Below are 13,850 nucleotides of genomic sequence, written 5' to 3'. Positions count from 1 at the left end.
AAGCCATTAGGAGAACACACGAAGGATTGGTGAATTTTTTATGCGCAAGAACCTTAAGGACGCCTATTTAACGGCCATTATCTTTTCGGTAATCGCCATTTTCTTGGCCCAGTTTCTGTATTAGGGAGGATTAATAATGAATTACATTCGTGCTTGGCTTAGTTATTTTTGGGACTACACCGTTCACCACAAGTGGTCCAAAGACATCTTGCGCGCGAACTTTCTTTACGTGTTGATTATCCTCCTGTACAGTTCGTTGCACCTCTTTTATGCTAATTTGCACTTGGTGCCCTGGGGATTGTTCATTCGGCTCCTGATCGTAATGAACTTCACTCTCTTCTTCAAGGCCCTGTTAGATTACTTGAGCCCTGATGATTAATAAATGGCCGTCGGTCGGTTGGACCGGCGGCTTTTTTAGTCTTGAATCACAATTTTGGTGCCGACCGGCAAATTAGCGGCCATCCACTTGGCATCGGGAATCGACAACCGAATGCAACCGTGCGAGCCAGTGCTCTTCCCCAGCTTCGCCGCTTCCTTGGCGTTATAAGCGCCACCGGCTACGGTCGGCACACTGTGGAAGAGGTAGGTGCCGTGATCTTTCCACGAGACCCAGTAATTGGCCCCTTCGTTGAGACTTTGGTTGAAAAAGGAATCGCCCCGCTCGGCTTGGGCGTAGAAAGTGCCCGTCGGCGTCATGCTTTTCATTTGGCCGGTTTGGGGATCCTTTTGGTACATCCCACCGGTACTGTACATTGTGTAAAGCAATTTATTGCCATCGTATAAGTACGTCCGGTTATGCTTCAAGCTGACCTTAATCCAAAAATTTTTGACCGTCTTTAAGTCCGGGTACGGGACCGTTTCCGAGGATTTGTGCCAGTCGATTGGGGTCCGCATGTGGGCCGAATCGCCCGCTTGCGTTACCGAATCAGCTTGGACGGTTCGGGCGGATTGGGTAACGGTGGCCGTGGTCTTAAGCTCGTCATTACCCTTGACGCGCGACCACTCTAAATGAACACAGAGAACCACCATCAGGCCACAAATGACCCAATAGAAGATCCGCAGGTTTTTACTGTTCATGTATTTTCTAACTCCTTAACTAAAGTTTCGCTAATTGCTACTAAATCCTAGCCTACTCCCTTCGGCATGATTATTCAATGAACGTTTTTTGCCGTTTTTCGCAGACAAACCTTTTTCGTCACTCATTCCCAGCAGGTTCAGCTTCGCCGCCATTGGCTAATTGCTGCACCTGCTTTTCGATTGCTCCTGGCGAAGATTGCAATCGTTATCACTAAAATACCTCTAAAGCAGCATTTTAGCCCCGAAGTTTAAAGCCATCTAGCGGGCTTGAACCGCCGACCTCACCCTTACCATGGGTGTGCTCTACCTAACTGAGCTAAGATGGCATTTTTAGTATACCAGATCCTTCTGCGCAAAGTGAGCATTTTCCTCGGGTTTGATCCTGGCGGCGAGTACAATTAAGGTAATTTACCACCAACAGAAAGGATCATCAGCAACATGCAACCAACTGTCTTAATTCCCGCCGTAATTGGTGACGCCAGTCAACCGCTGTTTGCCAAGGCCGGGATCAACGTGATTACCGTCCCGACCGTCGACGCCGCTACCCTTGTCCAATACGGCGCACAAGTCGACGGGGCCATCCTCGGCCTCGAGCCCATCCCCGATGAGACCTTTGCCAAGACCCCACGGTTGAAGATCTTAGCCCGGCTGGGCGTCGGCTACAATAACGTCAACCCCACCGTCGCTAAGGAACACGGCGTGGTCGTCTCGATCACGCCGCGGGCCAACTACAACACCGTCGCTGAAGGGATTTTAGCCATGATCTTCGTGTTGGGCCGCAACTTAATGGCTAGCAACCGGGCGATTATGAGTGGCCACTGGCCGGCCGTCCGGGCCAACGGTGGTCACGACATTCTGGGCCAAACCCTCGGCATTATCGGCTACGGACGCATCGGTCGGGCCCTGGAAGAAAAAGCGGCCGCCTTAGGGATGAAGATCTTGGTCAATAACGGCGACCATCCTAAGCAGCCCCGCTTTGGCCAGCTCGTCGACTTGCCGACCCTCTACCGGGAAAGTGACTTCATTTCCTTAACCCCGCGGGTTACCCCACAGACGACCGGGATGATCAACAAGGATACCCTGGCCCTCATGAAGCCGACCGCCAACCTGATCAACTACGGGCGGGGCCAACTGATCGTAACCGACGATCTGGTGGCGGCCTTAAAGGACCACCAAATTCACGCCGCGGCTCTGGATACTTTTGATCCCGAACCGCTGCCGTCGGACAGTCCGCTCTTACAGCTCGACAACGTCTTTTTAACCCCGCACGTGGCCGGTGGTACGATTGAAGCCAATGCCCGCGCCGTCCATGATGCGACTGAAGAAATCATCCGGGCCCTAAGTGGCCAAGCGCCACTGTGGGCCGTCAATGAATAGGAAAACGCCTGACCGCAACTGGTCAGGCGTTTTTTGATGTGATTCTCTTTCAAATCATGAATACCGATCCGTCCTAATTATCACTTGCCCGCCGCTAGGGTGAAGCAAATCCAGCGGCCGAATGAATAATTATCGATTGATGTTCATTCATGGTGTATAGATTACACCGCTCGGTAGCAATTGGCAAGCATTTTGCGCAAAATGTTTCACCCAAAGGCATTAGCGCAACAACTCCCCAACCGCCCGCAAGGTTGCTTCGTTTAGGGTCGCGCCAGTTTGGGGAACGGTCGTCAAGTGACCTTCCAACAAGCGGTGGTATAAATCAGTCGCGGCTTGACGGTGGGCGCGATCCTGCTCCCCGCAAAAAATATCCACCCGGCACTGGACGTGCATCAGCTGGTTGGTCAAATCCCGGTGGGCAGCGGTCCGGTAGAGAGCCAAGGTCGCCGCCTTATCCAGGGCCGTGGTCTTAAACCGCCCCGCCCCCTTCAAGTGCAAGCCCGTCAATTTCGTCCGGTAACTACCGGTCTGATAGGCGGGGGCCACCAGGACTAGACGATCCAAGCGGCCAAACTGCGTCGTCGCCACCGTCAACGCTAAAAAGGCACCAAAGCCGTGACCAACTAAGGTCACCGGCTGGGGCAACTGGCGGACCAGTGCCACCGTCGCTGCCACCAGTTGCTCAAAGTCCCCACTAGTATCAACTAAGGTCCGGTAGTCGGCTACCTGCAAGGTGCGGTAGCCAACCGGTAAATTCTGCCATGGTGCGACCGACGTTGCTAAATCGGGTAATACAAAGACCGTCCCCATTATTCAGCCCCCAAGTCAATGTCCAAGACAATCGGGGCATGATCCCGCCGCGCCCCAGTATCCATCATCGTCGAAGCTTGGACCCGCTCTTTCAAACGGTCTGACACCAGCCAGTAGTCGATCCGCCAGCCGGAATTGTTCTGCTTAGAAGTCACCGCCCGTTGGGCCCACCAGGAGTACACGCCGGTCGTAGTAGGGTTAAGGTAGCGGAAAGTATCAGTAAACCCAGCCGCCAACAGTTTGCTAAACTGCCCCCGTTCTTCATCCGTAAAGCCGGCCGAGTGGTGGTTATTAGCCGGGTGCGCGAGGTCAATTTCCTCGTGGGCGACGTTAAAGTCCCCGCTGGCAATCACCGGCTTTTGCGCATCCAATTCCTGCAAGTATTGGCGGTAGCAGTCATCCCACACCTGCCGCTCGGATAAACGTTTCAGACCGCTACCAGCGTTAGGCGTGTACACTTCCGTTAGGTAGAAGGTCGGAAATTCCAGCGTGATGATCCGCCCCTCTTGATCCATCGGGGCCGGGGCGCCAATCGTCGGGTAGGTGACCGTCGGCGCATAGGCCGGGTGAATCAAGTACATCGTCCCCGCATACCCCTTGCGCGCGGGTTCGACCGAGGAGCGCCAAACGACTTGGTAGTCCTTAAACAAGTCCGCCAGCGCAGCCAGGTGTTTTTTCGTCGGGCCGGCGGCGGACAACTTAGTTTCTTGAATCGCGACCACCGCTGGGGCTTGGGCAGCAATGTTTTGCAGGGTCGTACGGGTTTCAGCCGCCCGGGCCGAGGTGCCGGTCAAGGCCGCGTTAATGGAATCAATGTTCCAGGAAATAAACTTCATCTTTTTCGCTCCCTTTGTTTCTTCTACCGACTAGGATACCAGAAAGTTAGCGCGCTGACACGGTTGGCACCCCCTTTTTCACAATTTCTGAATTACCCCGGACATACCGTCGCCCAGCCTAATCATGGCTGCCCTTCCGATGTTTCACTGAGCTATAAATATTCCCGGTGGTCAGCTCCGCCCCTTTACGAAAAAACGCCGGACCCCACCTGGTCCAGCGTTCGCAATTACATTAATTTTTGCCGGGAGTAAGCAAAGTAGAAGATCACCCCGGCTACCAACCAGGCCCCGTAGGTCAACCACGCGTCCAAGCTGATGTTGCCCAGCAGCAAGACACAGATTAAGATCGACAGGATTGGCAAGGTATGGCCAAACGGCACCTTAAACGGCCGCTTGAGATTCGGGTGCTGGCGCCGCAACAAGATCACCACTAAGGAGATCAAGGCAAAGACGGTCAGCGACCCGACGTTGGCAATCAAGGCCAGGTTGCGCAGGTTGACAAAGCCGGCTAAGGCTGCCGCCAGGATCCCGTTAATCCACAGGGCCCGGTTCGGACTTTGGTGGCGTTCATCCAACTTAGCCCAGGCGCTCGGCAACAGACCCCCGCGGCTCATCGCCATCGTTACGTTTGCCCCGGCGTACACAAAGGCATACACCACGGCCATGATCCCGAGGATCGCCCCGGCCGAGACAATTTGCGCCGTCAAGGTGTGGCCCTTTAATAAGAGGACCGTCGCCATGGCTTCAGAAACGTTCAGATCCTTATAGGTCACGACCCCGGTCATCACCAAGCTGACTACCACATACAAAGTCGTCGAGACGAGCAGTGAGATGATAATCGCCCGCGGCAGGTTCTTTTGGACTTGCTTGGCATCTTCAGCCGACGTCGCCAAAGCATCGAAGCCCAGGAAGGTAAAGAAGACCGCCGCCGCACCGGACATCACCCCACTGCCGCCGTACGGGAAAAAGGGGTGCCAGTAGGTCGGATTAACATCCTTGGCACTGACGATGATAAACAAGAGGATAATCGCAATTTTGATTACTACCAAGGCGTTATTCAAGAGCTTGCTTTCACTGGTTCCCCGGCTCAGGATAAAGGTAATCAGCAAGGTCATTACCAGGGCCGGCAAGTTCACCCAGCCACCACTGGCCGGATTGGTCAGCAGGACGTGGGGCAATCGGACTCCTAATTCTTCCAGGAAGGACTGGAAGTAGCCGGTCCAACCGTTGGCAACCGTCGCCGTGGTGGTAATGTAGACCCCGACCAAGGTCCACCCGGCCAAGAAACCAACGAATTGACCCATCGTGACCCAAGCGTAGACGTAGGCGCTCCCGGAGTTAGGAATCGTCGTCGATAATTCGGCGTAACACATCCCGATCAAACCACTGGCCAACGCCGCAATCAGGAAGGAGACGACCACCCCCGGGCCGGCATCGGTCGCGGCCACCACCCCGGTTAAGACCAAGATCCCGGTCCCGATCATTGCCCCGATCCCCAGCACTGCTAAGTCAAACAAACTCAGGGTCCGCTCACTCTCCGGTTTGCCACTGATACTGGACAGGAGCTGATTAATATCAACTTTATTATTCATTTTTCCAACATTCTCTCTTTCTATCGGCGCCGTCTGGGCCCCGTTGCGAGTTTAACGTTCCTAATTATACCGCAAACTGCGGTCGCTAATCCGAATCTTTACTATACCACGCTTGCCTTTCGCCTGGCAAATTAAAACGAGCCGGCAACGCCATCGGACGTCCCAGCTCGCTGAATTGCTTTTGTTTCACGTGGAACAGCTACTCTTGGCGTAACAAGAGATCCACAACCGCCGTGGCTGGAATCTTGCCAAAGTAGGCACTTAAGTCCACATCCGCCAAGGCGTCCGTGACGGACTCGTAATCGTAGCGTACCCCTTGGAGGCGCTGTTCAAATTCGGCCACGTCTTGTTGGCCGAAGAAGTCGCCGTAAGTTTTTAAAGCGGTAATCTTCCCGCCGGTCACTTGCAGGCGGAAGTCAATCGTCCCTTGAGTAAAGTGTTGGCGGTGTTGGATTGCGGCGGCCGGGGACTTACCGTAGACCCAGTCCCAATTGGAGAAGACCTTGGCGTTTAAGTCGGCCACCGCCTGCTTGGTGGCTTCATCCAATACATATTCCGTGGCGTCCGCCAAATCGGTCACCCCTAAAATCTCCTTGGCCAGGGTGTCCCGGAATTCTTCAATCGTCAGGTGTTGGTAGGCCGGGGTAAAGTAAGGTTTTAAGTTCGTCACCCGGGCATGGACCGACTTGATCCCCTTCGCCGCAATCTTATCCTTGGGCACGGTTAAGGCCTGGCCAATCACGTCGAGGTCGACGTCATACATCAAAGTCCCGTGGGAGAACATTCGGCCGTGCTCCAAACGCATTGCATTGCCGGAGAACTTCTTGCCATCAATCTGCAAGTCGTTGCGGCCGACCAATTCAGCGCCGGTCGCCCCCATTTTGTGCAAGGCCGCCAACACCGGGGTGGTAAACTTAGCGAAATTCCCGTTCGAGGCCCCGTCGTCCTTGGTGATAAAGGAGAAGCTGACGTTGCCGAGGTCATCAAAGACCGCCCCGCCCCCGGAGGTCCGGCGGGTCACGATAATGTCGTGGTCCTTAACGTAGGCCAGGTTGACTTCATCATAGGCGTTTTGATTGCGCCCCAGGATAATGCACGGGGAGTTAATGTAGAAATACAGGATCGGTTCGCTTAAATCCGCTTGCTCCATCAGCACCGTTTCCAGGGCCAAATTGTAACGAATATCGCGACTGTCAGTGACTAAGTACTTCATTACGCTTCAGCCTCCGGAAATTCATCAACTAATTGCACCTGGACGTTGGCGTTGCCGGCTAACAGCTTGGCGACGGGGCAGCGTTGTTCGGCCGTGGCCAGCATCGCGGCCCCCGTCGCGCGGTCAACTTGCGGAATTTTGACGTAAGCAGTCAACCAGAATTGGTAGCCCGTCTCATCCGGGCCAAATTCGACCTTCACCCGGACGACGCTTTCGTGCAGCAGGCCGCGCCGCTTTTCTTCTGCCTGTAACGTGGCGTTCAGGCAGGTTGCTAACGATAAGCCAATCAATTGTTCCGGATTGGTCCCCGCGACTGGCTTGAGCGGGGAGCTGACCGTCACCGCCAATTCCCCATCGAGGCTACCGGCCACCCCTTGGATTCCGACTTCGTTTTCGACCCAGGTCGTGTACTTTACATCCTTTGCCATCGTTTTGGCCCCCATTCTTTGATCTTGTGCAAACGTTGTCACTATTATACCGCTTACTTTAAGTCAATGAAAGGGCTAATCACTGACCACCAAAAAGGCTGACCCTCATTCGGGCCAGCCCTTCATCCTAAACTATTCTAAAAGGTGCGCATCCCGCATTAACTCGCCCAGCCAGGTCTTTTCGACCTTCTTTAACAGCGGCTTGCGCAGTGCCTTTGGCAGCGGTAATTCCATTTCACTCAATGGCTTTTGATCGTTCATGTAGTACATCGCCCGCATTAGTTCCCGCAGGTCGTAAATCGAATTAAAGACCTCCGGCACTCCCCGATCAACGTCCAGGAGAGTGTAGACCGCTTCCATCGCGGTCCGGACCGAGTATTCGGTCGTAAAGACGGTGTCGCGACTCGGGGATTCCGCAAAGTTACCGATGAAGGCCAGGTTCGCCGAGCCGGTTGGCACGACCGCTGGCCGGTCCCCTTTCTTGCGCAACATGAAGTAAGACGTAATAAATGGCATGTAGACCGGCACGGTTTGAACCGAGTCTTCGGCCGCGTATTCCTTGATCTTGGCTTCCGGTACGCCGAGGTGGTAGAGCCATTCCGCGGTGATCTCTTCCCCGCTGCATTCGGTAATCTTCTTTGGAATGTAGTTCCCCTTCGTATCCGAGTAGAGCCCGTAAATCCAAACGACGATTTCATTTTCGGCTTGGTCCTTAAAGTGCGGCTGCCGATGGATCGTCCAAGATAAGAGCCAGTTGGAGTCCGTCACGGTAATGATCCCGCCGGTATTGACCTTATGATCGTGCAGGTCCCGTTGGGTCAGGCGTTCAATGTAGGGTTCCAGCTGGGCATTTTTAATCGTGGCCGTGGCCGAAATAAACCACGAGCGGGCCGGCAGGTTGCGGCAGAAGGCATCCGGGTTCCCAAAGGCGGGCGATTGCTTCGCCAACTTCTCCCAGAGCTGCCAGGAGCCACCCAGTTCATTGGTGATCGGGGCTGGCTCATGGTGACTGCCGTACGTCGAGCTTTCGGTAATCGAACCATTAGTTACAAAGACCAGGTCATCATCGGTAAGGGGAATCGTTTGGGCCTGGCCGCCTTCGGTCAGCTGAATTTCCTTGGCGTGCTTTTCGCCGTTGGTCGTGTCAACAATGACATTCTCCACTTGACAATCGTAACGGAATTCAACCCCGTGATCCTTTAAGTAGGCCAACAGCGGCTTGGTCATCGATTCATACTGGTTGTACTTATTGAATTTGAGGGCCGTAAAGTCCGGCAAGCCATCGATGTGGTGAATGAAGCGCATGGCGTAGCGCCGCATTTCAATCAGGGAGTGCCACTTTTCAAAGGCAAACATCGTTGACCAGTACAGCCAAAAGTTGGTTTCAAAGAAGGCCGGGGAGAACCAATCTTCAATCGTTTGTCCCTCGAGGTCGTCTTCCGGGGTCATAATCAGCTTGATCAATTCATTAGATAGCTTGCCCAACTGGTATTGGCCGTCGGTTGGGACCTGATTGCCCCGCTTGTGGATCAAGCGGCAATTGGAACTGTTCGGATCGTCCTTATCAAGCCAGTAGTATTCGTCCAGGTAGGAAGCGCCCGGAATTTCCAGCGACGGAATTGAGCTGTACATATCCCACATACATTCAAAGTGATTTTCCATTTCCCGGCCACCGCGCACCACGTAGCCCAGCCCCGGCAGTTTAGCCCCATCTAAGGAACCCCCGGCCAAGGTTAATTCTTCCAGGACATGAATGTGGTCCCCCGGCAGCTGCGCGTCACGGACCAAGAAGACCGCAGCCGACAAACCCGCTAAGCCCCCACCAATGATGTAAGCGTGCTTGTGATCCACTCCCGCCGGCTTGCGTGGTCGCGCGTGCCCTTCATAATTCCCGTTTGAATAATACATCATCAAAACCCCTTTCCTAGCTGCTGCTCCGGGCCTCACCCCAGAAATGCGACATCTGTACCTTTATTGTAATGACAACGCTTTCTAGTTTCAAACGTCAACTGGAATTTATATCGCATTTTAGGACTGGCGTCTCAAAATGACTCAGTTCCATTCGCGAACCCCGGGACTTGTGAAAGACGATTTTTGTCAATTGTGTCTGATTTCACCGTTTTAAATCAACAAAAACAACCGTGATTTTAAAAAAAGTTTGTGAATTGGTAAATTTTATAGATCCCTTGGTTAGCTTCACAAATCAAGCTGTTATCTTGTGAAAGGTATGGTTTTGACGGGAAAAATAATGGCACAATCTCCCTTGCCGACTTTGTGATTTAATGTATAATAAGAACCGTTAAAGATTGATCGTTAGTTCACAATATTGAGGAGGAAGTTACTGATGACAGAAGAAAAGCGCGTAGCCGTAGTTACTGGTGGCGAACGGGGGATTGGCCGGGGGATTACTGACCGCCTCTTAGCCGATGGGTACTGCGTCGTGATCGCCAACCGTAACGAAGCCGATGGGCAACAGGCCGTGGCGGAATTAAATGCCGCCGGCTACGAAGGCAAGGTCGTCGCCGTAGCTGGTGACGTTAGTGAGAAGGCCAGCCACGAAAAGTTTGTCCAAACCGCCGTCGAGACCTTCGGCCGCTTAGACACCTACATTAACAACGCCGGGATCGCCCAAATCCAACTCCTGCAAGACGAAACCAAGGAAGATATGGACGAAATCTTCCAAACCAACGTCTACTCCGTGCTGTTTGGGATCCAAGCCGCCACCGCGCAGTTCCGCAAGCAAGCCGACGGCGACAAGATCCGCAAGATTATCAATGCCTCCAGCATCGCCGGGCACGTGGCGTTTGACATGCTGGGTGCCTATTCCGCTACCAAGTTTGCCATCCGGGGCTTAACCCAGGCCGCCGCCAAGGAATTGGGCCGCGACAAGATCACCGTTAACGCCTACTGCCCGGGGATCGTTGGTACCGACATGTGGGACTACATCGACGAAAAGATGGTCGAAGCCTGGGGTGGCGAAAAGGGCCAATACCTCAAGAAGTACTCCGGCCTGATCACGATGGGGAAAGTGGAAACCCCAGCTGAAGTTGCTGGCTACGTTTCCTACCTGGCTTCGCACGATGCCGACTACATGACCGGCCAGGCCGTCCAAATCGACGGGGGAATCCAATTTATCTAACCCCCGGCCAGCCGTCTGCGCCCGTTTCTGGCGCCTAGTTCAGTGCAAACTAAAAAGACGTTCCGCGCGGGAACGTCTTTTTTCTTACTTATCTAATTTAATCGAGTGCCCCACTGGCCTCCCCTTTAATTGGGTCGCTACCACCAAGGCAATGATAATCAAGGCCAAGGTAAAGTAGAAGCCGACGTGGGCCCCGGCCGTAAAGCGGGCTTGGGCCGAACCACGCGCCGCGTGCCGGCCTAATTCCAGGCACGAGGTCGCCAAGGCCGTCGCCAGGGCGCCGATCACTTGTTGGACGGTGTTTAAAATCGTCGAACCGTCCCCGGCTTCCCGGCCGCTTAAGGCGTTTAAAGCGGCCGTTTGGGCTGGTGACATCGCCAGCGGTGCCCCGATCATTAAGATCACGTGGGCAGCGATGATGTAGCCGATCTTAGCGTGGTCGGAGGCGACCGCCAACATTAAAGCGCCGACCAAAGCAATGACTAACCCCACTAAAGCGGGCTTTTTGGCGCCGATGTTATCGTACATCCGGCCGGCCACCGCTGACGTGACGGCATTGACAATCCCCCCGGGCAGCATGATCGCCCCGGTCAGGGCCACGGCGATCCCGACCCCATTTTGAATGTATTGGGGCATTAAGTACATTGCCGACAAAATAATGGCAAAGTCAAGCATCACGACCAAGGTCCCGACGGTAAAGTCTTTATTCTTTAAGACCTGCAGGTTCAAAATCGGGTTGGCTAAGTGCAATTGACGCCGGGCATAGGCCGCCAGGACCACGATCCCCACGATCAGACTGCCCAGGGTTTGCCAACTTCCCCAGCCATACCGGCTGGCCAGGCTGGCCCCGGCGACGATCCCAGAAAAGCCAATGATTGATTCGACAATTGACAAGCCATCCACGTGCGGCTTAGTCAGTTCCCCAACGTTTTCCAGTTCAAAAATCGCAAAGAGTAAGGCAATAACCAAGAACGGCAAGAAGAACCAGAAGATCCACCGCCATGAAGCCACCCCGAGAATCACCCCGGTCAAAGTTGGCCCAATCGCGGGCGCAAACATGATCACCAGGGCCATCGTCCCGTTGACCGCCCCGAGTTTTTCCGGTGGGAAGATCTGCATGGCGACCGCAAACATCAGCGGTAAGATCAAGCCGGTCCCGATCCCCTGGATCATCCGCCCGGCCAATAAGACCGCAAACGACGGCGCCAAGGCGGAAATGATACTCCCGAGGATAAAGATCACCAGGGCAAAGATAATAATCTTTCGGGTCGAGAACCACTTCGCGATAATTGATGACAGCGGCATGATGATCCCGATCACCAGCATATAGCCGGTCACCAGCCATTGCAAGGTAGCCGCCGACATCCCAAAGGCTTCCCCTAATTTGGGCAGGGCAATGTTTAACGATGTTTCTGAAAACATCCCAACAAAGGCCCCCAGCAACATTGATACCATCGCCAATTTCGGGTGGCGAACCCGGTGGCGGACCGCCATTTGCGGCCGCGCCTGACTTTCGACGTTTTCCATGTGGTTGCTTCCTCTCTCAATAAATTCCGGTTAATTTTTTAAGCTCACGATTGATTACCTTACCAGAAATTTTTCGGCTTCGTAAGTAAAAAGTTATTCATCAATTTATTGAGTTAGCTCCTGCCGCGCTAAGCCCTTTCATTTTTAAACCGCAAATATTTTCATCATCACTTAAAAACGATCAAAAAACCGCGGCCCCACCCGGCCGCGGTCATTTTAATCATCAATTACTTTCAAGCGGTGCCAAGCCATCCCTAACATCAACAGGGTCCAAACGCCCCCAGCGACCAGGGAATTCTTCAAGTTCGCCGGCAAGCCCAGGAGCTGCCCAAAGCTGCCAGCCCCGTCCAACCAGGCCATGAAAATGCTCAACAGGTGAAACAGGACCGTAAAAGCCAACCCCATCAGCAAGGTCCGGCCCAGCAACGCCCACCGCGCGTGGGGGAGCTGCGCTGCTGTTACCTCGTAGTCCGTCAGGTGCAAGTGCGCCGCTGCCACCCCCAGGTAGGTCATCGCCCCCATCAGAACAAACAGGTTAAAACCGCCGTAACTTAGCAAAATCGCTTCGGCCGCCGCCGGCCCGAGCGCGTATGCCGCCATGATGGCTACAAAGGTGCTCAAGAGCAATAAGAAGAACAGCGGCAAAATCACGTTGTTGCCCAACCGGTTGATCTCACCGCGCTTGTATTCGTCCAGCGGGCCGGTGATACCGTAAAAATGCTTCATAATTTTCGCGTACATTATTCTTCCTCCTCCCAAAACAGGGTGTTCAAATCCGTCCCCAGCGCGTGGGCCAACTTGAGGCACAGGTCCAAAGTCGGATTGTACTTATCATTTTCAATCAAATTAATCGTCTGCCGCGCCACCCCGACCGCTTGGGCTAGGGTGAGTTGGGAATAGTCCGTATAAGCGCGGCGAAATTCACGTACCCGGTTCATCGGCCCCCTCCTTTTTTGTCATGTATATTTGACTTTTGTCATCTATAATGTACACCCAACCCCGTTAGATGTCAATTATAAATGACATTAATAAGAAAAAGAAAAAGCCGAGGAAATCCCCGACTTACTAATTTACCATTGATTGAGCCAAGTCGTCACCGCGTGTTTCCAGCGCTGCCAATGGCTTAACCAGGAAGTGTGCGACTGGTGCGTCGCGGCTTTTATCGCCGCTGGCTGGGGACTGGTCAGCTTGACCCGGGTGGTATTTTGGGCCGCCGCTTGCTCCGTCGTCAGGGCCACCGCATTGCCTTGGTCGTCATAGGCGACCCCATCCTTGACCGTCCAATCATTAATAATGTTGCCTTGCTCGTCAACCACCCGATCGCTGATGATCCGGTAGCCATTGGCCTTGGCTTGGGCCTGGGATTGGAGCGCTTGGGCCGTTGGAGCGGCTGGCTGCGTTACTGGCGTTTGGGTCGCCGCACTCGTTGACGTGGCCGGCGTGGTCGTCCCGGCCGAACTTGCGGCTGTAGTTTTCCCCTTAAGCTGCGCCAGGGTCGCTTGATCGCTGGCCAATTGGGCCTTGGCACTTTCGATTGCTTGGCGGATCGCCTTGCTTTGGGCCGGATCCGTCACCACGACCGCCAGCTTGGCCTTTAACTGCTCAAGGGTCGCATTATCTTGGTCCACTTGGGCTTGGGCGGCCTGGATGGCGGCTTGTTTGGTCGCGGCTTGGCCGCTCGTTGCCGCTGAAGTTGGCTTGGCCGAGGAAGTTAGCGCCGTAGTCACGGTCGGCTCAGTATCGGCCCGGACCCCAGCGTTGGTGGCAACCACGCTGGTCGTGGTCAGGGTCGCGGCGATCACCAAAATCCCCGTTAACTGTTTAAAACTTCGCTTCATTGCTTAATCATCC

The 13,850-nt window shown here is 54.1% G+C and carries 14 protein-coding genes and 1 tRNA gene; 3 read left to right on the top strand and 12 right to left on the bottom strand.

The window, feature by feature from the left end:
* Nucleotides 1-136: 136 nt before the first annotated feature.
* Nucleotides 137-379, top strand: a complete 243-nt coding sequence (locus tag BN54_RS07020; protein ID WP_019206468.1) for a hypothetical protein — start codon at nt 137-139, stop codon at nt 377-379.
* A 35-nt stretch (nt 380-414) separates the two neighbouring features.
* On the opposite strand, the gene BN54_RS07015 is transcribed toward BN54_RS07020, so the two are convergent.
* Nucleotides 415-1,077 (bottom strand): L,D-transpeptidase, encoded by a 663-nt coding sequence (locus BN54_RS07015; RefSeq protein ID WP_019206467.1) that lies wholly within the window; start codon nt 1,075-1,077, stop codon nt 415-417.
* 252 nt (nt 1,078-1,329) lie between these two features.
* Nucleotides 1,330-1,403 (bottom strand) — tRNA-Thr (locus BN54_RS07010).
* A gap of 112 nt (nt 1,404-1,515) precedes the next feature.
* On the opposite strand from BN54_RS07010, the gene BN54_RS07005 reads away from it, so the two are divergent.
* Complete coding sequence (locus BN54_RS07005; RefSeq protein WP_019206466.1) at nt 1,516-2,454, top strand: NAD(P)-dependent oxidoreductase; 939 nt, start codon at nt 1,516-1,518, stop codon at nt 2,452-2,454.
* Between the two features lie 219 nt (nt 2,455-2,673).
* Here BN54_RS07005 and BN54_RS07000 read toward each other — a convergent pair whose 3' ends face one another.
* The 6 genes from BN54_RS07000 to BN54_RS06975 form a co-directional block, all read right to left on the bottom strand.
* The gene (locus tag BN54_RS07000) at nt 2,674-3,264 is read right to left on the bottom strand and encodes an alpha/beta fold hydrolase (RefSeq protein WP_019206465.1); all 591 of its coding nucleotides are present in this window, start codon (nt 3,262-3,264) and stop codon (nt 2,674-2,676) included.
* Complete coding sequence (locus BN54_RS06995; RefSeq protein ID WP_019206464.1) at nt 3,264-4,100, bottom strand: exodeoxyribonuclease III; 837 nt, start codon at nt 4,098-4,100, stop codon at nt 3,264-3,266. The genes BN54_RS07000 and BN54_RS06995 overlap by 1 nt, the downstream gene beginning before the upstream one ends.
* 227 nt (nt 4,101-4,327) lie before the next feature.
* A complete protein-coding gene (locus BN54_RS06990; RefSeq protein WP_019206463.1) occupies nt 4,328-5,692 on the bottom strand; it encodes an APC family permease in 1,365 nt (454 codons plus the stop codon).
* A gap of 199 nt (nt 5,693-5,891) precedes the next feature.
* Nucleotides 5,892-6,905 carry a lipoate--protein ligase gene (gene lplA, locus BN54_RS06985; protein ID WP_019206462.1) on the bottom strand — a complete coding sequence of 338 codons (1,014 nt, stop codon included), beginning with the start codon at nt 6,903-6,905 and terminating at the stop codon, nt 5,892-5,894.
* Nucleotides 6,905-7,333, bottom strand: coding sequence for an OsmC family protein (locus BN54_RS06980; RefSeq protein ID WP_040470039.1), 429 nt, complete (start codon nt 7,331-7,333; stop codon nt 6,905-6,907). The genes lplA and BN54_RS06980 overlap by 1 nt, the downstream gene beginning before the upstream one ends.
* A gap of 132 nt (nt 7,334-7,465) precedes the next feature.
* Nucleotides 7,466-9,241: an oleate hydratase gene (locus BN54_RS06975; RefSeq protein ID WP_019206460.1), complete on the bottom strand. Its 1,776-nt coding sequence runs from the start codon at nt 9,239-9,241 to the stop codon at nt 7,466-7,468.
* Nucleotides 9,242-9,677: 436 nt separating this feature from the next.
* Between BN54_RS06975 and BN54_RS06970 the strand changes: the two genes are divergently transcribed.
* Complete coding sequence (locus BN54_RS06970) at nt 9,678-10,472, top strand: SDR family NAD(P)-dependent oxidoreductase (protein WP_019206459.1); 795 nt, start codon at nt 9,678-9,680, stop codon at nt 10,470-10,472.
* A gap of 84 nt (nt 10,473-10,556) precedes the next feature.
* On the opposite strand, the gene BN54_RS06965 is transcribed toward BN54_RS06970, so the two are convergent.
* From BN54_RS06965 to BN54_RS06950, 4 genes are all read right to left on the bottom strand, one after another.
* Nucleotides 10,557-11,999 (bottom strand): DHA2 family efflux MFS transporter permease subunit, encoded by a 1,443-nt coding sequence (locus BN54_RS06965; protein WP_019206458.1) that lies wholly within the window; start codon nt 11,997-11,999, stop codon nt 10,557-10,559.
* 216 nt (nt 12,000-12,215) lie between these two features.
* Nucleotides 12,216-12,740 (bottom strand): DUF3278 domain-containing protein, encoded by a 525-nt coding sequence (locus BN54_RS09865; RefSeq protein WP_019206457.1) that lies wholly within the window; start codon nt 12,738-12,740, stop codon nt 12,216-12,218.
* Nucleotides 12,740-12,937 carry a helix-turn-helix transcriptional regulator gene (locus BN54_RS06955; protein WP_019206456.1) on the bottom strand — a complete coding sequence of 66 codons (198 nt, stop codon included), beginning with the start codon at nt 12,935-12,937 and terminating at the stop codon, nt 12,740-12,742. Before BN54_RS06955 ends, BN54_RS09865 begins: the two co-directional genes overlap by 1 nt.
* Nucleotides 12,938-13,069: 132 nt before the next feature.
* On the bottom strand, nt 13,070-13,837 hold the full coding sequence (locus tag BN54_RS06950; RefSeq protein ID WP_019206455.1) for a hypothetical protein: 768 nt from the start codon (nt 13,835-13,837) through the stop codon (nt 13,070-13,072).
* Between the last annotated feature and the right edge of the window lie 13 nt (nt 13,838-13,850).

Source organism: Limosilactobacillus ingluviei str. Autruche 4, assembly GCF_000312405.1.
GTDB lineage: Bacteria > Bacillota > Bacilli > Lactobacillales > Lactobacillaceae > Limosilactobacillus > Limosilactobacillus ingluviei.
Note: the sequence above shows the minus strand (reverse complement) of the source record. Positions and strands in the feature narration are given on the sequence as shown.